This is a genomic window from Acinetobacter entericus (assembly GCF_026168575.1).
Taxonomy (GTDB): domain Bacteria; phylum Pseudomonadota; class Gammaproteobacteria; order Pseudomonadales; family Moraxellaceae; genus Acinetobacter; species Acinetobacter bouvetii.
The window spans coordinates 14916-40390 of the sequence record NZ_JAPEQW010000006.1; the positions used below are offsets into that span (position 1 = coordinate 14916).

Annotated in this window: 21 protein-coding genes, 2 tRNA genes and 1 pseudogene; 12 read left to right on the plus strand and 12 right to left on the minus strand. The window is 43.8% G+C overall.

From position 1 onward, the window contains the following. The first annotated feature begins 8 nt into the window (after window positions 1-8). Both OKC24_RS06320 and OKC24_RS06325 read left to right on the plus strand, forming a co-directional pair. A complete protein-coding gene (locus OKC24_RS06320; RefSeq protein ID WP_131277145.1) occupies window positions 9-1109 on the plus strand; it encodes a hypothetical protein in 1101 nt (366 codons plus the stop codon). A gap of 115 nt (window positions 1110-1224) precedes the next feature. After that, window positions 1225-1923: a pirin family protein gene (locus tag OKC24_RS06325; protein WP_130145088.1), complete on the plus strand. Its 699-nt coding sequence runs from the start codon at window positions 1225-1227 to the stop codon at window positions 1921-1923. A gap of 234 nt (window positions 1924-2157) precedes the next feature. Here the strand turns inward: OKC24_RS06325 and OKC24_RS06330 are convergent. Then, window positions 2158-2247: transfer RNA gene (locus tag OKC24_RS06330), tRNA-Ser, on the minus strand. A gap of 90 nt (window positions 2248-2337) precedes the next feature. Continuing rightward, complete coding sequence (gene greB, locus OKC24_RS06335) at window positions 2338-2829, minus strand: transcription elongation factor GreB (protein WP_130148860.1); 492 nt, start codon at window positions 2827-2829, stop codon at window positions 2338-2340. A gap of 362 nt (window positions 2830-3191) precedes the next feature. On the opposite strand from greB, the gene OKC24_RS06340 reads away from it, so the two are divergent. Beyond that, on the plus strand, window positions 3192-4304 hold the full coding sequence (locus OKC24_RS06340; RefSeq protein ID WP_130148858.1) for an MltF family protein: 1113 nt from the start codon (window positions 3192-3194) through the stop codon (window positions 4302-4304). A gap of 61 nt (window positions 4305-4365) precedes the next feature. On the opposite strand, the gene OKC24_RS06345 is transcribed toward OKC24_RS06340, so the two are convergent. Continuing rightward, window positions 4366-4749 (minus strand): SCP2 sterol-binding domain-containing protein, encoded by a 384-nt coding sequence (locus OKC24_RS06345; protein WP_005011337.1) that lies wholly within the window; start codon window positions 4747-4749, stop codon window positions 4366-4368. A gap of 225 nt (window positions 4750-4974) precedes the next feature. Beyond that, window positions 4975-5901, minus strand: a complete 927-nt coding sequence (ttcA, locus tag OKC24_RS06350) for a tRNA 2-thiocytidine(32) synthetase TtcA (RefSeq protein WP_005011340.1) — start codon at window positions 5899-5901, stop codon at window positions 4975-4977. 572 nt (window positions 5902-6473) lie between these two features. Here ttcA and OKC24_RS06355 point away from each other — a divergent pair. Both OKC24_RS06355 and htpX read left to right on the plus strand, forming a co-directional pair. Then, window positions 6474-7253 (plus strand): annotated as a pseudogene (locus OKC24_RS06355) (lytic transglycosylase domain-containing protein); the annotation flags it as partial. 133 nt (window positions 7254-7386) lie between these two features. Next, the gene (gene htpX, locus OKC24_RS06360; protein ID WP_130148854.1) at window positions 7387-8292 is read left to right on the plus strand and encodes a protease HtpX; all 906 of its coding nucleotides are present in this window, start codon (window positions 7387-7389) and stop codon (window positions 8290-8292) included. 58 nt (window positions 8293-8350) lie between these two features. Here htpX and OKC24_RS06365 read toward each other — a convergent pair whose 3' ends face one another. Together OKC24_RS06365 and OKC24_RS06370 are read right to left on the minus strand one after the other, a co-directional pair. Continuing rightward, window positions 8351-8713 carry a DUF8817 family protein gene (locus OKC24_RS06365; protein ID WP_131277148.1) on the minus strand — a complete coding sequence of 121 codons (363 nt, stop codon included), beginning with the start codon at window positions 8711-8713 and terminating at the stop codon, window positions 8351-8353. A gap of 8 nt (window positions 8714-8721) precedes the next feature. Further along, complete coding sequence (locus OKC24_RS06370; protein ID WP_171458878.1) at window positions 8722-9303, minus strand: DUF4112 domain-containing protein; 582 nt, start codon at window positions 9301-9303, stop codon at window positions 8722-8724. A 351-nt stretch (window positions 9304-9654) separates the two neighbouring features. Here OKC24_RS06370 and OKC24_RS06375 point away from each other — a divergent pair, with 351 nt between their 5' ends. Next, on the plus strand, window positions 9655-12756 hold the full coding sequence (locus OKC24_RS06375) for a multidrug efflux RND transporter permease subunit (RefSeq protein WP_265464886.1): 3102 nt from the start codon (window positions 9655-9657) through the stop codon (window positions 12754-12756). Between the two features lie 73 nt (window positions 12757-12829). Here the strand turns inward: OKC24_RS06375 and OKC24_RS06380 are convergent, their stop codons facing one another. Then, window positions 12830-13864: an MBL fold metallo-hydrolase gene (locus OKC24_RS06380; protein ID WP_265464887.1), complete on the minus strand. Its 1035-nt coding sequence runs from the start codon at window positions 13862-13864 to the stop codon at window positions 12830-12832. 243 nt (window positions 13865-14107) lie between these two features. Between OKC24_RS06380 and OKC24_RS06385 the strand changes: the two genes are divergently transcribed. Beyond that, complete coding sequence (locus tag OKC24_RS06385; RefSeq protein WP_005011358.1) at window positions 14108-14482, plus strand: diacylglycerol kinase; 375 nt, start codon at window positions 14108-14110, stop codon at window positions 14480-14482. A 114-nt stretch (window positions 14483-14596) separates the two neighbouring features. Here the strand turns inward: OKC24_RS06385 and OKC24_RS06390 are convergent, their stop codons facing one another. Further along, window positions 14597-16201, minus strand: a complete 1605-nt coding sequence (locus OKC24_RS06390) for an isocitrate lyase (RefSeq protein ID WP_131277791.1) — start codon at window positions 16199-16201, stop codon at window positions 14597-14599. A 649-nt stretch (window positions 16202-16850) separates the two neighbouring features. Between OKC24_RS06390 and OKC24_RS06395 the strand changes: the two genes are divergently transcribed. Together OKC24_RS06395 and paeA are read left to right on the plus strand one after the other, a co-directional pair. Further along, on the plus strand, window positions 16851-17840 hold the full coding sequence (locus OKC24_RS06395; protein ID WP_005011371.1) for a LysR family transcriptional regulator: 990 nt from the start codon (window positions 16851-16853) through the stop codon (window positions 17838-17840). 125 nt (window positions 17841-17965) lie between these two features. Continuing rightward, complete coding sequence (gene paeA / locus OKC24_RS06400; protein WP_130146384.1) at window positions 17966-19288, plus strand: polyamine export protein PaeA; 1323 nt, start codon at window positions 17966-17968, stop codon at window positions 19286-19288. 470 nt (window positions 19289-19758) lie between these two features. Here paeA and OKC24_RS06405 read toward each other — a convergent pair whose 3' ends face one another. After that, window positions 19759-20265 (minus strand): hypothetical protein, encoded by a 507-nt coding sequence (locus OKC24_RS06405; RefSeq protein WP_130146386.1) that lies wholly within the window; start codon window positions 20263-20265, stop codon window positions 19759-19761. Between the two features lie 169 nt (window positions 20266-20434). On the opposite strand from OKC24_RS06405, the gene OKC24_RS06410 reads away from it, so the two are divergent. The 3 genes from OKC24_RS06410 to OKC24_RS06420 all read left to right on the plus strand — a co-directional run bounded on the left by OKC24_RS06410 (window position 20435) and on the right by OKC24_RS06420 (window position 21982). Then, the gene (locus OKC24_RS06410) at window positions 20435-21169 is read left to right on the plus strand and encodes a hypothetical protein (RefSeq protein ID WP_130146388.1); all 735 of its coding nucleotides are present in this window, start codon (window positions 20435-20437) and stop codon (window positions 21167-21169) included. A gap of 262 nt (window positions 21170-21431) precedes the next feature. Further along, a tRNA-Leu gene (locus OKC24_RS06415) sits at window positions 21432-21517 on the plus strand. Between the two features lie 90 nt (window positions 21518-21607). Then, window positions 21608-21982, plus strand: coding sequence for a hypothetical protein (locus OKC24_RS06420; protein WP_130146390.1), 375 nt, complete (start codon window positions 21608-21610; stop codon window positions 21980-21982). 50 nt (window positions 21983-22032) lie between these two features. On the opposite strand, the gene OKC24_RS06425 is transcribed toward OKC24_RS06420, so the two are convergent. The 3 genes from OKC24_RS06425 to ftsH all read right to left on the minus strand — a co-directional run bounded on the left by OKC24_RS06425 (window position 22033) and on the right by ftsH (window position 25408). After that, window positions 22033-22347 carry a DUF5713 family protein gene (locus OKC24_RS06425; protein ID WP_005011383.1) on the minus strand — a complete coding sequence of 105 codons (315 nt, stop codon included), beginning with the start codon at window positions 22345-22347 and terminating at the stop codon, window positions 22033-22035. Between the two features lie 109 nt (window positions 22348-22456). Beyond that, on the minus strand, window positions 22457-23311 hold the full coding sequence (gene folP / locus OKC24_RS06430) for a dihydropteroate synthase (RefSeq protein WP_130146392.1): 855 nt from the start codon (window positions 23309-23311) through the stop codon (window positions 22457-22459). A gap of 207 nt (window positions 23312-23518) precedes the next feature. Then, window positions 23519-25408: an ATP-dependent zinc metalloprotease FtsH gene (gene ftsH / locus OKC24_RS06435; protein WP_130146394.1), complete on the minus strand. Its 1890-nt coding sequence runs from the start codon at window positions 25406-25408 to the stop codon at window positions 23519-23521. Window positions 25409-25475 lie beyond the last annotated feature (67 nt).

Here is a 25475-nt window from a genome sequence, read left to right on the forward strand (position 1 = left end):
GGTTCAATATGAAACTGAGCTTAGAACAGGCTTTCTATACTTTAGGCATCACCGCAGGCCTATTTTTTTCAACATTACACATGGCGCATGCAGCGCTGGAGATAGAAGAGCAAAATGTTATCTATATAGACGCCTCTTCTGATGACGGCGATGAGTCTATTTATCCTGAAAATTGGTCTGATCAAAAAAAGATCCGCGATCAGAAATACAATCCGCATAATGATTCTTCACAGCATTTTTTAAGCAACGCCCGTTACTTTGTCATTAATGGGAAAAATGCCGTGCGCTACTATCCTTTATCAGAGGCCGCAAATCCGGCACTGCTGTATACCAGCGTAGGCAGCAAAAGCTATTTTGCCCTTGTTCAGTCTTATGGCGCTGCGATGCAGCCCATCATGCTCAAACCTCAATTACCGCATCAGCTTAAAGACCATCAGCTTTTCAGCATTCAGCCGCACGATAAAAATTTAGTGCTGATTTTCCGCAGCCGATATTTCCATACGCCTGCTGAAATGGCGCGGAATATCGCCTTGAATCCAAATTTTAAAAGCTATTTTTACCGGACCAGCTATGAGCTGATTGAAGTCACGCCTCAAGGCAAAATTCTTCACCGCACTCAATTTACTGCACCTTCCCCAGAAAACGGCTTAGGTTTTGGCCCGAAAATGAATGAAAATAATGGCGAATATGAAGACAGCTCTATCGAGTACACCACCCGCACACCTGGTGTTTATCAGACTTTGAACCCGTATGATATTGAGTACAGCTATGTTTATACGCATAGGAAATTGACCAAACATACTGAAAAACGCCTGCTGACACCGAGCGAACGTGCTGAAATCAAAGTTGATCATGGCGGCGTCAATGCCGAAAATATGCACGATGAATATAATAAAGCCAATCAAGACCGGCGACCAGAACCGAGCAGCTGTTTAGAGGATTACTGGGTGTATCATGATAAAGCTGCGGCTAAAAATGTGCACTGGAGCAATCCGTGGCTGCAGCGCCAGCCAGCCTTGTATCAAAATTTTTTAAGGGATTATGCAAACGGCAAAACCTACAGCTGGCTGCAGTTCAGACAGCATTTTTGCAATGCGCAGCAGCCTTAATATGGAAAACTCATTTGTCTTAAATATGAAACGCTGTATTGCTTTTACCCACTTTTACTTGCAGATATAAAACAATAAACTGATTTCAAGTTAACAAGAATAGAGGAATAAGATGATGAATGCTTATTTACACCGCAGTGAATCCCGTGGACATGTAAAAATGGGCTGGCTGGAATCTAAACACAGCTTTTCCTTTGGCAACTGGTATGATCCAAAGCATATGGGCATCAGCGCGCTGCGCGTGATTAATGATGACTTGATTGCTGGGCATCAAGGCTTTGGCCAGCACCCGCATGACAATATGGAAATTTTAACCTGTGTGTTAAAAGGCACCATTACGCATAAAGACAGCATGGGCAACCATGGCGGTATTGCAGCAGGCGAATGGCAATTGATGAGCGCCGGCACGGGTATTCAGCATAGTGAAATGAATCAGGGTGATGAACAGGTGCATTTACTGCAGATTTGGATTATTCCCAATGAACGCAATGCTGAACCGACATATCAGCAAATTAAATGTGACCCGCGTGAGCAGCCTAATCAGTGGCACCTGATTGTTGGGCCCAATGCCAATGCGCCGATGCATATCCGTCAAAATGCCGAGGTGAAAACTGCCTTCATTGAAAAAAGCCAATCTCTGGAAGTGAAAGCCGTACAGCACATTAATTATGTGCATGTCATTTCAGGTACGGTTCAAATAGACGAACACACTGTCAATGCAGGTGATGCCATTGCATTTGTCGACGCTGCGCAAATGAAAGCGCTGGAAGATGCGCAAGTGATTTGGTTTGATTTGCCTGAAAATATTCAGTAATTTCACCATCTGAAATGAGCAATAAAAAAGCCTTCGCAATGAAGGCTTTTTTAATTATTGAAATAGTTATATAAGCTTCAGGATATTACAACCGAATTATTCCCCTCTTCCTATCATATTCTAAACACACCTACATAAGCTAAACGCATCCAAAATTTTATGTGGGGTAGGTTGAGGGGTAAAGCTACAGGCAAGAAAAAAGCCCTTGCAAATACAAGGGCTTAATTCAAAATTTGGCGGAAGCGGTGAGATTCGAACTCACGGAGGGGGTAAACCCTCGTCGGTTTTCAAGACCGGTGCATTAAACCGCTCTGCCACGCTTCCATGGACGCCATCATATAAATAATTTTAACCTTTGGCAAATGCTTTTGGTCTTTTTTAGTTTAACTGTTCAAAATAAAATCAAAAAATATATTAGTCCGGCTTTTCAGGCGGCTCATAACGGATTGCATTGATAAACCATATTTTTTTACCTGAAGGTGTCATCACTTCTGCTTCGTCATCCACCTGTTTAGACAGCAAAGCGCGCGCCATGGGTGAGTCAATTGAAATATGCTGCGGGTGGTGATCATATATTTCATCTACCCCGACAATTCTTAAAGTCTTTTGTTCACCTGCCTCATTTTCAATATCAACCCAAGCGCCAAAATATACTTTGCCTGCCTGTTCTGCTGAAAAGTCGACAATATGCAGCTCTTCAAGCCGTTTTCCTAAGTAACGTACACGGCGGTCAATTTTACGTAAAATTTGCTTATTGTATATATAATCTGCATTTTCAGAACGATCACCAAGGCTTGCTGCCCAGTTCACTTTTTTTGTAATTTCAGGACGCTCTTCGTGCCATAAATGCTTTAATTCAGCAACCAGCAAGTCATGTCCACCGCGTGTAATTAAGTTAGATTTCATAATATTTTTTGGCTTGACTGTTACTTTTCACTTACAGGAAATCACTATATTACCCTCTTTCTGTATACAAAAAAAAGATATAAAATTAATTCATTAATAAAATTAATAACTTAAACCACAAACCTTCACTAATTCATGTACAAAATTTGACAAGCCTTTTTTTCATCTTTATTATGCGCACATCTTTTGATCTTGAGTGTTTTTTAATCAATACAGTTTTTCTGTATATTTTCCAATCAATCCTTAGTCATTTTGAATGACGTCATGACTGCCCAACCCTTATCGCATTTAGCTGACTTGTAAAAGTTACAGGCTTATTCGCCTTGGCTTTTTAGGGCATAAATACCTGTAGCGGAGACAACATGCACAGTAGTTCAACTTCTGGGTCGAGGCTTTGCCTTAACTCTTTAAAATCCCTCCCAATTAAAACACTTGCTTTTAGTACTTTGATTCTCCCATTCCATAGTATTAATGCAAGCAAAACAGCATATCAATTTGATAATGTTGTCAACACCAATAAATTGGTTGTTGTATCTGTGGTCAATCCCACTGCTGTCTTTGATGACAGTGAACATTTGCACGGTTTTGGCTATGATTTAGTCCGCAACTATGCAGACAGCTTAAACGTAAAGCTTGAGTTTAAAACGGTAGACGACAATGCTACAGCTCTGAAATGGGTCAAGCAAGGCAAAGCCAACTTCGCCATGACGACTGCCAGCATTCAGACTATTGAAGGCAAAAATTTAACTTCATTTTCAGCGTCCTGCGGTGAAAATGCATCCTTGCAGAAAAATGGCCTGAACACTGACTTAAACTGGGTATTCAAAGCGGCCAATGATCCGCTCAGCGAAACAGCCAGCGGCTTTATTTGCCGCGCCAAACAAAGCGGCACGCTGCAGCAATTGGCGAATTTCTACAACCAGAATGTGATTAAAGAAGAATCCTGGGACAGCATTCAGCGCGATTTAAACAGCCGCATGCCAATTTATAAAGCCAGCTTTCAGCGTACTGCGCAGCAATACAATTTAGACTGGCATCTATTGGCTGCGATTGGCTATCAGGAATCGTATTTAAAGCCGAACTCTGTATCCCCTACAGGAGTCCGCGGCTTAATGATGCTCACCAATAGCACAGCCAAAGCCATGGGTGTCAGCAACCGTACCGATCCTGCTCAAAGCATTCAGGGCGGCGCTAAATATTATGACTCAATGCTCGATCAGTTTTCGGACATTCCGTATCCTGACCGCAATTGGTATGCCTTAGTGGCTTATAATATGGGTCCGGGCGCTGTAAACCAGCTACAAAACCGCATCAAGAACCAAGGCAAAGATCCTAATAAATGGGTCAATTTATATGCCTATCTCGATAGCAATAAAGCCAGCAATGGCCGTTACCGTCAGGCGGTGCAATATGTCACCCGCATCCGCGCTTATCTAGAACACATTAAGACGACACCTCAGCTGGTGAATATATAAATGCTGAGATGCAGTGCAAAAAAAAGCTTACCGACAGGTAAGCTTTTTTTATTTAAGCAGATTAAGCCGTAAGCTCAAGCACTTTTTTAAATAAATCTTTTTGTTCTTGGCTTGGCTTGGCTGTTTGCAAAGCCATCAATTGCGACATATCGCCTTGAACTTTAATTTTGCCAGTCATGAAAGCCTGCATCGCAGCAGCCATGTCAAACTCAAGGAATACTTTGCGCAGTGTCTCCGCATCCATATTGAGCGTTGTTTTTGCATTGCCTGAAAGGCCTTTCTTAATTGCACCGCCATCTAAAGATAATTCAGTATTGCCAGAAGCGTCTGCAACGACCAGGTTAATTGCCAGATTTGCCAATGCAGGCGGTAAGTTTAGGTTACCAGCTTGCGCAGTAAGAGTTTCGACAGTTGAAAACCAATCATCAGTTAAAAAAGCAGGCATGATGTTTCCTCAATTTATTTGTGCATTGTGTGAAGCCTATCCAGGCCGCATCTTTTGAAGCTATTTTGCTTGTTGCCTGTTATAGCATGTAATTTTAACTTATGCCTAAAGTTTTTTGTACGCAGCGTTCAGTTTTCACCCAAACCATATATAATCAATAAAAATCAAAAACATAAAAAAAGCATCTTTAGAATAAAGATGCTTTTTTCGAATACAAATACAGGCTTAATCGGCAGCAAAACCTAAATTGACCATATTAATTCGCTTGCTTTCACCTTCCGCAGCATCTTCAGTTGAACAGCTCTGCTTAAAGTCAAATTCACGCTCACTGTCCAACGCTTCGAAGTCAAACAACTCACGGTCAGCCAATTGGGATGGCGATACATTCTGCAAAGCGCCAAAGATGCTGTGCAGGCGTTTTGGATAATCTTTATCCCACTGACGCAGCATATCATTCAGCATGGCGCGCTGCAGGTTTTCTTGCGAACCGCACAAGTTGCAGGGAATAATCGGGAACTTGCGCATTTCTGCATATTTAATAATGTCCTTCTCTTCCACATAAGCCAAAGGACGGATCAAAATATTCTTCTTATCTGAAGACAGCAGCTTTGGCGGCATCGCTTTTAAACTGCCTCCATGGAACAAGTTTAAGAAGAACGTTGCTAAAATATCATCACGGTGATGGCCAAGCGCCACTTTAGTTGCGCCAATTTCCTGCGCAAAGCCATACAGCGAACCGCGGCGTAAACGCGAGCAGACAGCGCAATACGTTTTGCCTTCCGGCGTAAGCTTCTTGGTGATGCTGTAGGTATCTTTTTCTAAGATATAGTACGGAATGTTATTTTCTTCTAAATAACGCGGCAAAACATCTTCAGGAAATCCCGGCTGCTTTTGGTCTAAATTCACCGCGACCACATCAAAATTGATTGGCGCTATGCGTTTAAACTGCAGCATGATGTCCAGCAAAGTGTAGCTGTCCTTCCCGCCTGAAATGCACACCATCACTTTGTCGCCATCTTCAATCATTTTAAAATCACGAATGGCGTGTCCGACCTGACGGCGCAGCTTTTTCAGCAGACGATAATACGCAGAGCTGGTTGGCAGTTCTGGTTTGAAATTAAATCCTTGTTCGGACTCAACTGGCGAGAACATAGACGAGTTAAACCTTAAAAAAAATACCGCGCAATTTTATCCGATTCGAAGTCATCACGCACCTAAAGAATGTAATTTCTGAAAAATGTAAAAACAATGTCATCTTAAGGTCATGGCACGCATGATAATTTGAACTGTTAAGTTCATTTTTTAGCCAAGATGCTTACCTTTTGGACTTTTCCACAGTTGTCCACAAATCCTGTGGATAACTTTGTGGATTTAAAACAGCTTGACAGCGTGTCTTGCCCTGAGTTTAAGGCTTTTATTTAAATTGATCATTTTTTGATCAATTTAAAATGTATTAAATAACAACAGCTTAATACTGTCAAGTTATGCCCGCTAAAAAAAAATTAATTTTTTTTTTGATTATTGAATCAGCAAAATGACTTGATTTTTACAAACTCGCTGAGAAATAAATTGATCATGCCTTTTCAATCATCTTTTTTTTGCTAAACTCTTAATAACTGTTGGGGACAGAAGTTTACTTACTTACTACAATGAACAATAATTTTGGGTTATTTATATTATCTGTATGCGGCACTGCGGCTATCTGTTTAGGCGCAGCCACGGCACATGCCGGTCAAATCTATATTTACAAAGACAACAACGGCAGTACACTGCTGACCAACCGCAAAAATTCAGACCGCTCACTGACCAAAGTAAAAGTGACGTATTACCCTGAAAGCAATATTCACAGCTACAGCAATTGGGGCGCCAGCGAATCGTCCGTTTTGCCGAGCTACAGCCGCAATAAAAATGCCTTTGACCACATTATCAAGCAGGCTGCACAGCAGCACGGCGTTGCTGAAGGCTTAATTAAAGCAGTCATGCATACCGAATCCGGCTTTAATGTGAATGCCCGCTCGCCTGTCGGCGCGCAAGGCCTGATGCAGCTTATGCCAGCCACGGCAAGGCGTTTTAATGTTTCAAACGCCTTTGATCCTTATCAGAACATTATGGCTGGCGCGCGTTATTTGGCTTGGCTCAGCAAGCGCTTCAACGGCAACACCTCATTAGTGCTTGCCGGCTATAATGCCGGTGAGGGCAACGTGCAAAAATACGGCGGCGTCCCGCCTTTCCGCGAAACGCAAGATTATGTCCGCCGGGTCAGCAGCCGCTTCAGCAACTTATATTCCAATGGCTCAGGCTTGGTCAGCGATATTCCTTCTTCATCCTCACAGGGCAAAATTGTCGCCAGCTCTGGCGGCTATGAGCAGCCTGCACCTGAACTGAAGGAATCAAAATATCAGCGCCATATCATTCGCACAGCAGACGGCAATTATACCGATGCGCCAGGATCATACGCGACAGCAAATGCATCTGCTTCAGCACATATTTACTTCAAAGAATAAAATTCAGCTTTTTTTATTTTTCTGCAGGATTTACGTTTTTTTCCTTGAATTATGAGGAGTTTCACCTCATATTCTTTTAACTGATTTTGATTAGCAAATCAGATTATTTTTATTTTATAAGAGGATTTTCTCAATGATGCGGATTGGTTTGTTCTTGCTAACCAACCTCGCGGTACTGGTTGTAGCTGGCATTATCTTGTCACTCTTCGGTGTCGGCAGTTACCATGGCGCCGGTGGCTTAAACATCGGTAACCTGCTGGTTATCTGTTTTGTCTTCGGTATGGTTGGCTCTTTAATTTCTCTGCTCATGTCTAAATGGATGGCGAAGAAAACAACTGGTACTGAGCTTATTGACCCGAACGCTCCTCGTAGCCAAGCTGAAGCATGGTTATTACAAGAAGTTGCTCAACTCTCTCAACGCGCTGGCATTAATATGCCTGAAGTCGGTATTTTCCCATCGTATCAATCGAATGCTTTCGCCACTGGCTGGAATAAAAATGACGCGCTCGTCGCGGTTTCCACTGGCCTGCTGGAACGTATGAATAAAGATGAATTGCGTGCGGTCTTAGCGCATGAAATCGGCCATGTGGCCAACGGCGACATGGTGACCTTGGCGTTAATTCAAGGTGTCGTCAACGCTTTCGTAATGTTCTTTGCCCGTATTGTCGGCGATTTTATCGACCGCAATCTATTTGGGCGCGAAGAGGGTGAAGCTCCTGGCATCGCCTATTTCATTACGACCATTGTTTTAGATATTGTCTTTGGCATTTTAGCGTCTGCAATCGTTATGTGGTTCTCGCGTTACCGTGAATACCGCGCAGATGAAGCTGGCGCCCGCTTAGCAGGCAAACAGGCGATGATTTCAGCATTGCTTCGCCTGCAGGCCGAATCTGAAATGCCGGATCAAATGCCTAAAGAAATGAAAGCGTTTGCAATTGCGGAAGGTAAGGAACAAGGCTTTAGCTTAGCCGCTTTATTCCAGACTCACCCAACAATTGAACAGCGTGTCGCGGCTTTACAGCAATTAGATTGCCCTTAAGCCCGATCATCTTCTTTAAAAAAAGCCTCCCTATGGAGGCTTTTTTGCAAGCGGCGCTTCAGTCTGCAGTCTGGATACAGCGCAATAAGCTGCCGTTGAGATCAATCATGCAAAATTGACGGATTTCAGCAAAATGCTGAATATCAGTAATTCGCGCATGATTATATGCCTGCCAATCAAAGCTAGACCAATATCGATAATAGCTTTCAATATCCTGTACACGGATGCAGGCACTGTGCCAAGAAGTCTGCGGATCCAGCGCGGGATGATAAAAAAACTCCAGCATCATGCTGCCCAAGCGCATAATCATCCATTCGGCAGATTGATACTGCAGCTTAAAACCCAAACCTTGGTAAAATAATGCCGTTTGATCAAAATTAGCAGCAGGCAGATTTGCGGTGATTTGTCCTTCGAAATTCATTGACTTGCCTATCCCGCATTCATTGATTGGAACCATTGCCATAGCCAGACACCGCCCATCCACATGGCAAAGCCGAGCAGCACAATAAACAGCAGGCCAAGCAAATCCGGCAAGTGCAGCCAGATCCAAGCCACTGCCGGATTGCGCCAAAAAGCGGATTGTTGCTGTTTTTTCTCTAAATTTTCATGCAAAAAAGGATGCATGACATGCGATTCGCTGCTGATTTGATATTCAGTGCGGATATGCTCATGCACGACATCCAGAGCCTTGCGGCTCGGACGGATAAAGATATCAAACACTGTTCCTAAAATAGGTATAAAACCGACTACAGCATCAATCATCGCTATTTTGAGCACAGGGCTGAGTTTCTCTTGCGGCACGCCAATCTGCTTCGCTTTATAAATCGCATAGCAGGTTAAAATAAATCCGGCAGCGTCTCCAGCAATTGGAATGGTACTCAGCGCGGCATCCGCCCCAATGCCCTGCTTGGTAAATGGAATCCGCACGACAGAATCCATCATATTGGCAAACTTTGCTAAATCCCGTTCTATGCGGATGACCTCTTTCTGTGTTAATTTTTTTTCCGGCATCGAGTTTCCCATCATTCCATCATCTTTATGGCGCTATGCTGAATAAAGCATTTTATTGCGATGCTGTCTGCAGCATTCATTTATTTTTAAGAACGCCTGACTTATCCATCGTGTACACGGGCCTTGCAGATCCAAGTCTGCACATACCGCCTTTATCCGCCTTCATATTCCAATACAGCCATTCATTGCAATCATTTAAGCATTTTTATACATTTTTTCTTCATTTTTATAGTATATAAACAAAGAGCTTCTCTATGGATTCGATGCATCAATCAGCAATTGATGCCGGCATCTTCGCTTTCATTACCTTTATACGGAACTTTTCAGGCGCTACGGAAAGTAAAATAACTTATGCTCTCTCAATATTTTATCCAGCGGCCAATTTTTGCATTTGTACTTGCAATATTTGTGATGGCGGGCGGCCTATTTGCCTTAAAAAACCTTCCTGTAGAGCGCTATCCCGATATTGCGCCGCCCAGAATCGCCATCAGTGCCACCTATTCGGGCGCCGATGCCGAAACGGTAGAAGAAAGCGTCACACAAATTTTAGAAGAACAAATCAAAGGGCTGGATCACCTGCTGTATTTCAGCTCCAGCAGCGATTCCACAGGCCGCAGCCGAATTAATATCAGTTTTGAAAATGGCACAGACCCCGATACTGCGCAAGTTCAAGTGCAAAACTCAATCAACAGCGCACTCAGCCGCCTGCCTGAAGATGTGCAGCGCCAAGGTGTCGAAGTTTTTAAATCCCTCGGCGATACCCATATGGTTATTGGCCTGTATGATGAAAGCCGTAAAAGCAGCAATATCGAACTGTCTGATTATCTGCTGACACATTTAGAAAGTGAAATTTCCCGGGTCGAAGGCGTAGGTGAAGTGGATGTCTTCGGTTCGCAATTTGCCATGCGCATTTGGCTCGATCCAAATAAATTGCGTGAATACAAGCTTATGCCAAGCGATGTGCAAAAGGCTGTAGAAGCACAGAATACACAGGTCGCTGCCGGCGGCGTCGGCGAGCTGCCCGCAGTGAATGAACAATATTTAAATGCTAAAGTCACATCCGGCTCCCGCCTGAAAACGGCTGAGCAATTTAATGCGATCATTTTAAAGGCCAGCGCAGACGGCGGATTTGTCTACTTGAAAGATGTGGCCCGTGTTGAACTGGGCGCAGAGAATTATCAATCCTACAGCTCCATCAATGGCTACCCCTCTGCAGGCATGGCTATATCACTGGCTTCTGGCGCCAATGCCATTGCAAGCTCCAAGCTGATCAATCAAACCGTAGATCACATTGCTCAAACACTGCCAGCAGGCTATAAGCTGGTTTACCCGCGCGACAATACGCCCTTTGTGCAAGAGTCAATTAAAGAAGTCGTTAAGACCCTGTTTGAAGCAATTTTACTGGTGGTTGCAGTCATGTTTTTATTTCTGCAGAACTGGCGCGCAACGCTTATTCCCGCCATTACTGTCCCTGTCGTGATTTTAGGCACTCTGGCGGTGCTGTATGTGCTGGGCATGACCATCAATACCCTGACCCTTTTTGCTTTGGTGCTCGCCATCGGCTTGCTGGTTGATGATGCAATTGTGGTGGTCGAAAATGTCGAACGTCTGATGCATGAACAGCGCATGACAGCCAAGCAGGCGTCTATTGAGTCCATGCATGAAATCAGCGGCGCGTTAGTCGGCATTACGCTGGTGCTGACGGCTGTATTTATTCCCATGGCATTTTTTGGCGGCTCGACAGGTGTAATTTACCGCCAATTTTCGATTACCTTAGTCACAGCCATGGCGATTTCACTGTCTGTGGCGCTGGTGCTGACCCCCGCGCTGTGCGCATTAATCTTAAAGCCGGCCGGTCAGACCTACCGCTGGGCCGTCAGTTTTAACCGCATGCTGCATCAAACCAAAAGCAAATACACACAGGTATCGCAGCTGGTTATTCACAACCGTGTAGCCGCCTTAGTCATCGCAGGCGCACTGATCATTGTCTTTGCCTTATTTTACCGCGCGCTGCCGACCAGTTTTTTACCTAATGAAGATCAAGGTTCACTGAGCCTGCAAGTGACGCTGCAAGACAATGCGCCAATGTCAAAAACCATTGAAACCGGTGAAGCGGTCCGCAGCTATTTTCTGGAACATGAAAAAGACAATGTTGATTTGGTCATGCTGCGTTATGGCCGCAACCGCACAGGGACAGGACAGCATTTAGCTCAGGGCTTTATCCAGCTGAAACCGTGGGATGAACGTTCAGGCCAGGCAAACAGCGCAGATGCTATCCGCGAACGCGCCAACAAATATTTTAGCCAAGCCCCAAACGCCCGTATTAATATTTCACTGCCGCCTGTGGTTAATGGCTTAGGCGATACTGACAGCTTAACCTTTTGGGTGCGCGATATTAATGGCCAAGGGCGGCATTTCCTCAATCAAAAATTTGATGAGCTGAAAAATGAAGTCAAAAATTTTGATGCATTTGAAAATCTTGATAAAAAATCTGCGCCAGATAAAGCAAAACTAGAAGTGCACATTGATCAGAAAGCCGCAATGGCTTCCGGCCTTGCCTTGGCAGATATCAACAGCACCCTTTCGGCGGCCTTAGGCGGAAAATATATTAACGATTTTATTGACCACGGACGCATCAAAAGGGTCATGATGCAAAGTGACGCCCCTTACCGCGCCAAGCCTGAAGACTTGCAGTACTGGAGCGTCAGAAACAGCAATAATGAAATGGTGCCATTTTCCAGCTTTTCGACAACAGGCTGGTCTGGAGGGCCGGAAATTGTCAACCGCTTTAATGGCTACAGTGCAGTCGAAATGGAAGCAGAGAAAGCGGCTGGCGTGAGTTCGGGCCAGGCAATGCAGCAAATTGATATGCTGGTCAATAAAGTGTCAGATATAGATTTGGCCTGGAGCGGCTTATCTTTTGAAGAGCAGAAAACCAGCAACCAGGCATTCATGCTGTACCTGATCTCCATTGGCTTTATTTTTCTCTGCTTAGCGGCTTTATATGAAAGCTGGTCCATTCCGGCTGCCGTGATGGCCGCCATTCCGCTTGGCATCGGAGGAAGCATTTTATTTTCATTTATCGGCGGATTCCCAAATGATATTTATTTTCAGATTGCCCTGCTGACCACCATTGGCTTGTCCTGTAAGAATGCCATCCTTATTATTGAATTTGCTGATGCAGCGCAGCGGCGAGGCCAAAAGGCCGTTGAGGCCGCGGTTGAAGGGGCCAGCCTGCGTTTCCGCCCTATTCTTATGACTTCTTTAGCCTTTGGCGCAGGCGTGATTCCGCTGATTTTCGCTCAAGGCGCAGGTGCTGTCAGCCGTCAGGAAATCGGCTTAAGCGTGTTTGGCGGTGTGCTGTTTGGGACCGTGCTGGTGCTTATTTTTATTCCTTTTGCCTTTGTTATGATCCGGTCTATTTTTAAGGCTGCAGCAGTGGATACTCAGTAAATACTGCTTTCGCTCTCAAAGTTCAATAAAAAAAGACGCATGATGCGTCTTTTTTTATTGAACAGAATATTTTTTATTCTGCAGATGTTGCAGATGTTGCAGGTGTTGCAGGTGTTGCAGGTGTTGCAGGTGTTGCAGGTGTGCCTATTGGGCTCCATTCAAAGCTTCCAGCTTTATTTTGCTTGATTTTTCCAATGCCCGGAAAAGGCAAATGTGCGGCGGCAATTAAGCTGTCCTGAGCCGCATAATCTTTGAAAAAATGCTCCCGATTTTTGCCAGACTGGACAGGATCAAAGTCAAAATTGACAGACAGCGCAGGATATTCAAATTGTAAATTTGCAGAATGCGCAATATCTCCAACAAAAACCAGATGCCGCCCTTGATACTGCAGCTGGTATAAAAAATGCCCGGGTGTATGCCCTGCACTTTCTACGGCCTCAATGCCGTTAATCACCGCACCCACCTTAAATGTCCGCACACTGCGTTTCTGGTTATAGGGCGCCAAGGCGGCTTTTATTTGGGCTGCAGTCCATTTGTATTGCGCCTGCTGATCCGCCGTTAAAAGCGCTAGAGTATTTTCAGAAAGCCAATATGACAATTCTTTTTCACTCACATAGACCGTGGCAAACGGAAAAACGGCCTTGGTTTGATTTTCTATCCCGCACACATGATCAGGATGTAAATGTGTCAGCAGCACGGTGCCAACATCAGAAGTTTTATAGCCAGCTGTTGCCATCTGCTGAACAGCGGCCCCCCGATGATTTCCCTCACAATTTCCTGCACCGCTGTCAATTAACGTTAAATTCCTCAAGTCATCTTCAATTAAAAAAGCATTCACGCTGGTCTGCACCGGTTTTACCGGATCAGCGCTTTGCCCCTGAAATATCGCCTGTACTTCCTGTTGGCTAAAATTTTGATCAAATACAGCTGCATTCAGCACCGTATCACCATCATGCAAGGCGGTAATTTTATAAGGGCCAAATTGGATCGATTTAAGCGGTGATGCCTGATCAGCAGAATGCGCGGCAGCAGCCTCATCCCCTTGAGTATGCGCAGTGCAAAGCACTGACCAGACTGCAAACAGCATCGCAAATATAATTTTTTTCATTATTTACCTTTATAAAATTATTCTCGTACCAGTATGTTTTTATTTTTTATTCATTATTAGAATTTGTTGCGCAATTCTGCCTAAAAATCATTCCATTTTTAAGTCATTTTTTTGCATTTTCATTTCTTCGATTCAGAGTATTTGCAAAATTTCACCCGCTTTTAATCTTATTCCATTTTATTTTCAGATTTCTTTCAGGTTCACCGATTAACATAGTATAAAAAGATACATAGCTTCCAATACATGACTGAGATTTCACCTTTCAAAGGCAAAACCGGCCTTAAACGGATTGCCCATGCCACAGGCTATTCACTGTCAGGCTTTAAGTCAGCCTTTCAGAACGAAGCTGCATTCCGTCAAATCATTCTCATTAATGCCATACTCATTCCCCTCAGCTGTTTCTTGAATATCAGCCGCGCTGAACATGCCGTACTGATCGCTGCAGGCTTATTAGCCATTATTGTTGAGCTCTTTAATTCTGCAATTGAGGCTGTGGTAGACCGCGTCTCTTTAGAACAGCACCCGCTTTCAAAAAATGCCAAAGATATGGGCAGCGCGGCACAGTTTACAGCGTTAAGCATTATATTTTTCACTTGGCTGATTATCCTCTGGCCCTGATAAATAAGCTATAAAAAGCAGGCGCTCAGCCTGCTTTTTATGTACGGTTGAAAAATACTTCAATTCAAATAAAAAAACCCGGCTTCCGCCGGGTTTTTAGAATCAGTTCAATGCTTAGTGAGCAGAGAATTGGTTCATTGTGTTTTTAGCATCGTCATGCGCTTTAAGTGCATTGTCACCAGAGAAGATTTCTTTGTGATCATCACCGATGTCAGAGCCAGCCATTGCTTGGTGTTTAACACAAGAAATCGTACCGCGGATTTCTTTACGTTGTACGCCAGCTACATAAGCAAGCATACCTTGGTCACCGAAGTAACCTTGAGCAAGCTCGTGAGTAGAAAGAGCAGCTGTGTGGTAAGTCGGAAGTGTAATCAAGTGATGGAACACGCCCGCTTCACGAGAAGCATCTGCTTGGAATGTACGTACTTTTTCGTCAGCATCAGCAGCCAATTCAGTAGCGTCGTACTCAGCGCTCATTAATTTAGCGCGGTCGTAAGCAGAAACGTCTTTACCTTCAGCAACCCAACGGTCGTAAGCTTGTTGACGGAAGTTTAAAGTCCAGTTGAAAGATGGAGAGTTGTTATAAACAAGCTTCGCATTTGGAACTGTTTCTTTAACACGGTTAACCATGTGAGCGATTTCTTCTACGTTTGGAGTCGCAGTTTCGATCCAAAGAAGGTCAGCGCCGTTTTGAAGGCTAGAAACACAGTCAAGTACAACACGGTCAATTTGCGTGTCTGGACGGAATTGGTACAAGCCAGAAGCCAAACGTTTTGGACGGTGAAGTTTACCATTGCGTTTGATTAGGATCTCGTCTTCTTGAGCATCAGCAATGTCAATTTCAGTTGTATCTAAGTAGCTGATGTATTGAGAAGCAATGTCGCCTGGCTCTTTAACCACTGGGATTTTTTGAGTCAAGTCAGCGCCTTCAGAGTCAGTACGCGCAACGATGATACCCTCGTCAAGACCCATTTCTAAGAATGCGTAGCGAAGCGCATGGATTTTAGAGATGAAATCTTCGTGAGGAACAGTTACTTTACCAGCTTGGTGACCGCATTGTTTAGCGTCAGATACTTGGTTTTCGATTTGAAGTGCGCAAGCGCCAGCTTCGATCATTTTCTTAGCAAGTAAGTAAGTCGCTTCTTCGTTACCGAAACCAGCATCGATGTCCGCAATAATTGGCACAACGTGAGTTTGGAAACCGTCGATTTGAGCAGTGATTTCAGCTGCTTTAGCAGTATCACCAGCTTCGTTTGCTTTTTTAAGCGCACGGAACAAGTCGTTTAATTCTTTCGCATCAGCTTGGCGAAGGAAAGTGTAGATTTCTTCGATCAATGCAGGTACTGAAGTTTTTTCGTGCATAGATTGGTCAGGAAGCGGACCGAATTCTGAACGAAGTGCAGCAACCATCCAGCCAGAAAGGTAGATATAACGGCGGTCAGTAGTACCGAAGTATTTTTTGTTCGCAATCATTTTTTGTTGTGCGATGAAACCGTGCCAGCAGCCCAAAGATTGAGTGTATTGGCTAGAGTCAGCATCATAAGCTGCCATATCACGACGCATAATCGCAGCTGTGTATTTAGCAATGTCTAAACCAGTTTTGAAACGGTTTTGCATTTGCATACGCGCAGCATCTTCAGGACTGATGTCTGCCCAAGTGCTTCCGAATTTTGCTTTTAATTCGCGGATTGCATCAATCGCTGTTTGGTATGTAGTCATGATATTTCCTGTATATAATAATAGGACTTGCTGCAACGGATGGCTAAAATCATACCCTCAATGATTTGTACAGATTTAGAGCACATCGGTTTGATGAACCTAGATTAGATTGACTGAAAAAATTAATCCAATATCCTGCATTAATTTTCAGTATTTATTTAAAAAATGGATAGATCAAAGTCTAATTATATTTTAATCAGAAGATAATAATCCATTGTTAATAAATGATTTTATAAAAAAATCACTCTGATTAAACCTTAAACATCCTGCTGTTATTTTATTCATTAGACTTAAGTCTGGTCAGTTCATAAAAATGCTTGCAATGGCAAAAGGTTGTCAAAATTGACCTAAATGACCAGCCTGAGCGCGCAAATTGCAATGCTTTCTATTTATACAGGCGGCAGCTGAAAATATGCCATTTCAGAAATAAAGGCCCATCAAATTGACCTGCAGGAAAGATGATCTGCAGATGCTGAAAAATGGGGAAAAACACCCAGTTTTATTCCGCTTTTTACACGGCAGATATGCATTAGACTGCATAAATGCCGCGGTAAATAGACGGCTTTATTTTCATCAGTTTCTCACACAAGGGGGATGGCTTATGGCATAATCAAAATAATTTCATGATTTTATTTTCGGTATTTATTTTATGAATCTGGAGCGGGTCGATCTTAATCTACTAATTTACCTTGACGTTCTTCTTCGTGAAAAAAATGTAACGCGTGCAGCTGAACAGTTGGGGGTGACCCAACCGGCAATGAGCAACATTTTACGGCGTTTGCGTAATTTATTTAATGATCCGCTTTTAATCCGTTCTTCTGAAGGCATGACGCCTACAGAGCGCGCTTTAGAATTGCAGCCGCGCATCCGTGACGCGCTTGCTGACTTATCCATGATTCTGGAACCGCGCACTGAGTTCCGGCCTTATACCTCTAACCGCGTTTTCCGCATCATGACCTCTGATTATGCTGAGGCCACTTTAGTTCCACGGCTAGTCAAAGCTTTGCGTTCTGAAGCTCCAAATGTCGTACTCGACTTTTTAACCCCGAGTGATGTGTCATACCGTGACATGGAACAAGGCAAAGTTGATTTGGCCATTAACCGCTTTAACGAAATTCCGCAAAGCTTTCACCAAGTTTTAGTTTGGCGTGACAGTTTTTCTTGCCTGCTGAACAATAAGCATCCTGCTGCCGGCAATCTCAATTTAAAAAGCTATTTGGATGCACAGCATATTTGGGTTTCTAAAACTGGCATGGGCGTCGGTTTCGGGGTCAATCCAGAAAAGCAAGCTGGCCTGGGCTGGATTGATCAGGCTTTAGAGCGGATTGGACAAAAGCGGAAAATTTCGGTGTTTACCCGTCATTATCAAATGCCGGGATTACTCGCGTCTAATGTTGATTTAGTGGCAACGCTGCCAACCCGTATAGCCCGCCTGCAAGCCAAGAGCCAAAATTTACTGCTTAAAGATCCGCCTTTTTATATTCCAGAATTTGAATTAAAAATGGCATGGTGCCCGCTATTGCATCATCACCCTGCACACCGTTGGCTGCGCCAGCTGATTTTGTATGTTGCCCGCCAAATGATTGAAGAAGAAAACCGCGAGTTTTTGATGAATAACTCTCAATTTTCACACTATTGAGCATTATTTTTCTTAAATTCTTCTTTTTTAAGCCTATACTAGAGCCTGAGGAAATAATTGACTTATTCCCTCAGGTTTTTTTATGTTAAAAATATTCATAATAATGATGATCCGCAGGTGGATTCGTGAGCCTCTTCCAAAATATTGTAATTATCGTCATCCTCATTGCGGGAGCCGGTTTTTTATCTTTAACGGAAATCGCTCTTGCTGGCGCGCGTAAAGTTAAACTGAAAATCTTGGCAGAATCCGGTGATGAACGCGCCCAAAAAGTGCTGGATTTGCAGGAAAACTCTGCTGATTTCTTTGCTGCCTCGCAAATTGGCCTGAATGCTGTCGCAATTTTAGGCGGTATCTTAGGAGAAGGCGCTTTCCGCCCCTATTTCCTTGAATTCGTTTCCCGCTTTTATCAAGGCCCTTGGGCAGAATCCATTGGCTTTGCGCTATCATTCACCTTGGTCACTTCATTGTTCATTCTGTTCGCAGACCTCATGCCTAAACGCTTGGCCATGATTGCGCCTGAAAAAATTGCAGTTTCGGTGATTAATCCGATTCAAGTGTTCATTGTAGCCTGCAAGCCTTTGGCCTGGTTCATCAACGCGATTGCCAACTTGCTGTTCCGCCTGTTTAAAGTCAACACAACACGTGAAGATAACATTACCTTTGATGATATTTCTGCCGTGATGGATGCCGGTGCGCAGGCTGGCGTACTGCAAAAGCAGGAACATCATTTCATTGAAAATGTATTTGAGCTGGAAGAGCGCAATGTGCCATCCAGCATGACCACCCGTGAAAATGTGGTGTTCTTTACGCTAAAAGAATCTGAAGCCAGCATTCGGCAGAAGCTTGCGGAATTTCCATATTCCAAATTTTTGGTCTGCAGTGAAAATATTGATGACGTGATTGGCTATGTGGATGCTAAAGATATTTTAGTGCGCATTTTAAACAATCAGTCTTTGCTTCAGCTTAATGAAAATACCATTCGTAATGTACTGACGATCCCCGATACTTTAACACTGTCTGAACTGCTGGACCGTTTCCGTTCAACCAAAGAAAAATTTGCCGTAGTAATTAACGAATATGCGCTGGTGGTCGGGGTTATTACCCTCTCTGACATCATGATTACGGTGATGGGCGATTGGGTCACGCCAATAGAAGCCGATCAGCAAATTATCAAGCGCGACAATAATTCATGGCTGATTGAAGGCAGCACACCAATTGAAGACCTCATGCATGCGCTCGCGATTGATGAAATGCCGGACACTGACAATTACGAAACTCTTGCTGGATTTATGATGTATAAGCTTCGTAAAATTCCACGTCCAGCAGATGCTGTTATTTTTGGCGGTTACAAATTTGAAGTGGTCGATGTCGATCATTTTAAAATTGACCAATTGCTGGTCACCCGCCTGCTGGAACAGCCAGAAGCTTCTCAGGAAGAATCGGATTAATCCGGTTCTTTTTTTATAAAAATAAAAAGCACAAATCCATAATCGCTGCTGCAGCTGCAAAGCCATGTGCATAACGGCATTAACAATTCCGCTCAATAAAAAATTTAAATTCCGTTACTCATTAATTTTAAACAGTACTTTAATTATTTAATCGTGATTCATTTTAAATGTGCATAAAATCTATAGCGTTCGTTGATTTTCTTTTATGCTCCCGCTGTATAGTTCATCGCGATAAATTCTAAATTGTAAGGATTGAAAAGCGTTGCTCCGCTTGCACCTTCTGCAGATCTGCCGTACGGACTTGCAGACAATCAGTTGAATACACAGCCCTGTTTGGTCATGCTGGCTGCAGGACTGCTATTTAAGATTATGCTCTTTCACTCAACAATGGGCTAACAAAATGCCAGCCATAAAAAAGCGCCTAAGGTGGCGCTTTTTCATTGAAAATTTTCTGCATTTTTGCAGCATGGTCAATGCTTGCTGATCAATACATCTAAAACGGCTTGATAATGAATTGTAATGTCTTCTGCAAGGATAGAATAGGCATTATCAAATTGAACCATTGGCCAGCCTTCTTTCCAAAATGGGAAGATATTATGCAAATCATGCGTAACAACAGCATCTTCACGCGTAATAGCCTGAAAGATTTGTGACAGTACTTGCGCTGTTTCCGCGCCGTCGATAGCCATATAATCAATTCCGCGCGCTTTTAAAATGCGGATGCGGTCTTTTTTATAGCGGATTTTTTTGCTTTGGCCTTCGTTCAGCTGCAATGCCAAAGTCACCGCTTCAACAAATTTATCTTCGAAAGAATGATTTAAAGCCACTAAAGCTTGTTTATGCGACTCCTGACGTCCAGCTTTACCGCCCTCACGGATAATGTTTTTCGCTTCTGTATTCAGCTCATCATTTTTCATGGAGGTTAAAATATCTAAGATTTCAATATCACTTAAATTTTCAGGAGATTGCACAGCCATAGCTTGCCTTTCAATACGGGTATAAAAACGTATTTTCTCATACTTCTGGCGCTAAAAGTGGAATATCTCAATCTTTGGCCTGAATCAGCGCTTTTAGCGAGAAAAAAACACACCATTAGACAAAAAATAAATTATATTGTTTAGCACATTTTTCCACACTGCACATTGCATGATTAAAGATAAACAGGCCGCCCTCTTTCTAGAGCAGCTGAAATTGCTCCACCCTGCTGCATTCAAACGCAATTATATTTTTTACGGCATGATGAAAACCAAAGGCATGCTGGATGAATTGAAAGAGCTTATCCCTTGGATACTAGCAGCCATGATTTTCGTGTCGATTAGTATGAGTCTAGGCGCTTATTTTCAATCCGCATGGCCACATTTAGGGAAGTTTCGCGCGGAAGGTTTAGCCGTTTTAGCAATTATGCTGTTTTTCATGCTCATTGCGCCGCTGATCATTAAGCAAATGAAGCACAGCTCAATCTCTCTTTATAAGCAGCTGTGCAATACCCCCCTTAAACTGGCAGGCATTATTCTGCTGCAAGCCCTGAATATTGCCTATATCGAAAGCGGCTTTTTGCAGTCAGTGCTGTTCTTTTTTACCATGAGTTTTGGCTTTGTGCGCTTTTATAAAGAAAATCTATTCCGCGAACACAGTGACAATCTGCAATTCCATTACTTGCAGGAAACACGCCGTATCTGCTTTTGGTCTTATAAGCAAATTTTAAGGCTGAAGTTCCAGCTCTTTTTCTGCAAACGCAGCGCAGACCGGGCACAATTTTTAAAACAAAAATTAAAACAGCTGCAAGAATTGCATGCGCAAACCATGCGCTTTGAAAACCAGCTGTGCAAAAGCTTCAAGCATACCAACTTAGATACTTATTTAGATGAACTCATGAAGTAACAGGGCAATTCAAATGCCTGGCCGGATGCTCTGCTGAGAACCTAGGCTTGAGTTGCTGAAACAGATTATGCCTGTTTTCTTGGACTCTTAGACGCACTGCTATAAGCGCTTACTGCGCCACGCATTACACAGCGCATTATTTTAATTTTCCCATATGTATTCCAGCATTTTTAAATATAAATGGATGTTTTGGCTGTAATTAAATCAAATGTTCGGATTTATGCTTGCCAAGCACAAGTTCGTCCACTATTATTGCGCACATGCCCGAGTGGTGAAATCGGTAGACACAGGGGATTTAAAATCCCCCGCCCACAAAGCGTGCCAGTTCGAGTCTGGCCTCGGGCACCATTTTAAATTTTGTTAAAATGGTGCAATAAAATACCCAGCAGTTTGCTGGTTTTTTTATGCCTGAAACTCAACAAATGAAAGAAGAATAAAATGAAGATCATTCAATATCTCGCCATCAGCCTATTTCTGTGCTTATCACATCATGCTTCTGCAAAAGACATCACATCGTCACTGGCTGATCAAGAACAGTTCTATGATCTCTTTCCCGGCACGCTGCTGGAAAAAAATAATCAGCTCTATCTCCACAGCTGCCAAACCATGGATGCTGAATTTAAGCTCAAATTTAATCATCCGGCTGATGAACAGTACATTCGAAAGCTCATGCAAAAATATAATAAGTTTTGGCTTTATTTAACGGCAGATGCAGACATGAAAAATGATGAATATTCGATGACTGTAGATGGAATCGCAGAAGAGCATCTCAATAAAACCTGTCATCTTACTGAGTGGCTGGATGAGCTGTGAATACTGAATAGAAAAGCCGTGATTGAAATATCAAAAAAATAGAGAGTGCTTTACCACTCTCTATTGGCAACCAGTTCTTCCATTTCAATATCCATATAGCCTTCTGCTTGAGCAGCCATCATCATGGCTTCGGCAATATAGTCCGCAGCGGTATCATCCAAAGAAGAATCCAGATCTTCAAACTGCGGCTTCATCGCATTAATTGAAATGACCGCTTCATGTGCAAAATGATAAATGTCATGTTCCGTCAACTCTGGTTTAGACAGTTTTTTGGCAAACTGTTCAACGCATTGCTTTACTTCTGCAACCAGAATATCTGGGTAATAATCATCATCAAACATTGGGAGAAGTAAATCTGCAAACATACAGGCACTCTGAACACACTAAAACTAAGCGTGCTTATATAACATACCTATACAGAATTACCAAATAAAACACATAAAACATTTTCCCGCACTCAGCGCCTGCCGCCTTCTAGCTGGCCGACTGCATGGCCTGCCACATGCTTACCGCATCAGACATCGCTTTCACATCGTGGGCCCGCACCATGCATGCCCCCTGCTGGATACTGAACATATGCGCGGCAACAGAGCCGACAGCGCGGTTTTGCGCATCAGCCCCCTTCAGGGCCTCACCGATAAAGCGCTTGCGCGATAAAGCAGATAAGATTGGGTAGCCCAGTACATGCAATTTATAAAACTCGTTCAGCAGCTTTAAATTCTGCGATGCATTTTTGGCAAAGCCAAACCCTGGATCAATGATAATATTTTCCGACCGAACCCCTGCAGCCAAGGCATCGTCAATACGCTGCTTGAGCTCAGCAATGACATCCAATGTAACATCATCATACTGATCCAGATTATTCATGGTAGTCGGCTCACCGCGCATATGCATAATCATGACAGGAATATTCAGCAGCGCTGCCGTTTCTAAAGCCTGCGGGCGCGTCAGCGCGCGCACATCATTCCAAATATGCGCACCGGCCTTGACTGCCGCCTGAATCACTTCTGGCTGTGATGTATCGATAGAAATGACCACATTCAGTTTTGCCAATTCTTCCACTACAGGCACTACACGGTCAATTTCCTCTTCAATCTTCACCGGTGAAGCGCCTGGGCGGGTAGATTCACCGCCAACATCAATAACAGTTGCGCCATCGGCAATCATCTGTTCTGCATGCGCTACCGCCTGCGCTTTGCCATTATGCTTCCCGCCATCACTGAATGAATCTGGCGTAACATTTAAAATCCCCATGATATGCGGTACAGATAAATCCAATTCTAAATGGCCGCACTTTAAGATTTTATTGGGCAAAGGCATCAGCTGCATTGATATACTCCTCGTATTCTGTGGGCATTTTAGCAATTTTAATTCTGACTGGGCTGAAATCTTTTCAAGAACATTCATGCACTGCCGCCAAAGGGCTGCACTATAAATATCCCGTAGTACCATACTGACCAGATTCAGCTGTTTTCTCAGCAATAAAAAAGCCCCAATTGCTTGGGGCTTTTTTCATCTTATTTTTACAGTGTTAAATTAGCTTGCTGGCAAAGGCGGCGGCGTTGCTGGGCCATCAGTCGGCACAACATCAATCACAGGATTATCAGCCACGTACACTTTTGGCGGCTGCGGCTCACGGCCTTCCATAATGTCACGGATTTGCTCACGGTCGATGGTTTCCCACTCAAGCAAAGCTTTCACCATGGCATGCGCGATATCTTTGTTATTTTCCAAAATATCACGCGCGACACGGTACTGTTCATCAATAATGCGGCGCACTTCAGCATCAACTTGCTGCTGTGTTGCTTCCGAAATCGTACGGCTGCCGATGCTGCCCATGAACGACTGCTGTGTGTCTTCTTCGTAAACCATTACACCCAGCTTTTCAGACATGCCGTATTTAGTCACCATTGCGCGCGCCATTTTCGTTGCACGTTCAAAGTCATTCGAAGCGCCAGTCGACATTTGATTAATGAAGACTTCCTCTGCAATACGGCCGCCAAACAAAATTGAAAGTTCGTTCAGCATTTTGTCTTTGTAATGACTGGTTTGGTCATGCTCCGGCAGCTGCCATGTCACACCCAGCGCCCAGCCACGCGGCATAATTGTCACTTTATGGACAGGATCTGTACCCGGCAAAATTTCTGCAACAATTGCATGACCGGCTTCATGATAGGCAGTCGCACGGCGCTCTTCTTCACGAAGCACCATTGATTTGCGTTCAGGCCCCATGTACAGCTTGTCTTTTGCATCTTCAAAGTCATGCATATCGACCGTATTTTTATTGCGGCGGGCAGCAAACAGTGCGGCTTCATTCACAAGGTTTGCCAGCTGCGCACCAGAGAATCCCGGTGTACCGCGTGCAAGCACTTTCACATCAACACCGGTGATAGACGGCAATTTCTTCAAATGAACATTTAAGATCTGCTCGCGGCCTTTAATATCCGGCAAGCCCACCATCACTTGGCGGTCAAAACGGCCAGGACGAAGCAGGGCTTTATCCAGCACATCTGCACGGTTTGTCGCAGCGATGACAATAATGCCTTCATTGCCTTCAAAGCCATCCATTTCCACCAGCATCTGGTTCAGGGTCTGTTCACGCTCATCATGCCCGCCGCCTGTACCTGAACCGCGGTGACGGCCCACAGCATCAATTTCATCAATGAAAATAATACATGGCGCATGGCGTTTCGCTTGTTCGAACATATCACGGACACGTGATGCGCCGACACCGACAAACATTTCCACAAAGTCAGAACCGGAAATACTGAAGAATGGCACTTTCGCTTCGCCGGCAATTGCTTTTGCAAGCAATGTCTTACCCGTACCTGGAGGGCCAACCATCAATACGCCTTTAGGAATTGTTGCGCCCAAACGCTTGAATTTCGCAGGGTCTTTTAAGAAATCAACGATTTCTACAACTTCTTGTTTCGCTTCATCACAGCCGGCAACATCTGTAAAAGTGACCTTAATTTGATCTTCAGACAGCATTTTCGCTTTAGACTTGCCGAAGCTCATTGGGCCATTCTTACCGCCTGCACCGCCGCCCATGTTGCGCATAAAGAACATGAACAGCAAAATGATTAGAAGCACAGGGAAGCTGGCAATGAGAAGCTGCATTAACAATCCTTGGCGCTGAGGCGCTGTGCCTTCAACAACAACGTTGTTTTTAATCAGGTTCGGCATCAGTTCCGGATCTTGAACCGCTGGACGAATACTTTCAAATTCAGAACCGTTCGACTTTTCGCCGCGGATTCTTTCGCCATCAATTGTGACTTGTTTAATTTGACCAGCATTCACCGCTGCCACGAACTCTGAATAGTTCATTGCTGTCGGCTGACTCCGGTCACTGACGTTGCTGAAAATGAGCACCAGCACACCCAGTATAATGAGCCACAATACGGCATTCTTAAAAAGATCGCTCAAAGCTTTATTCCCATATCAATCTAATTCGATCATGCCCAACCAAGGGGTTGACCCTAATATTTACGCT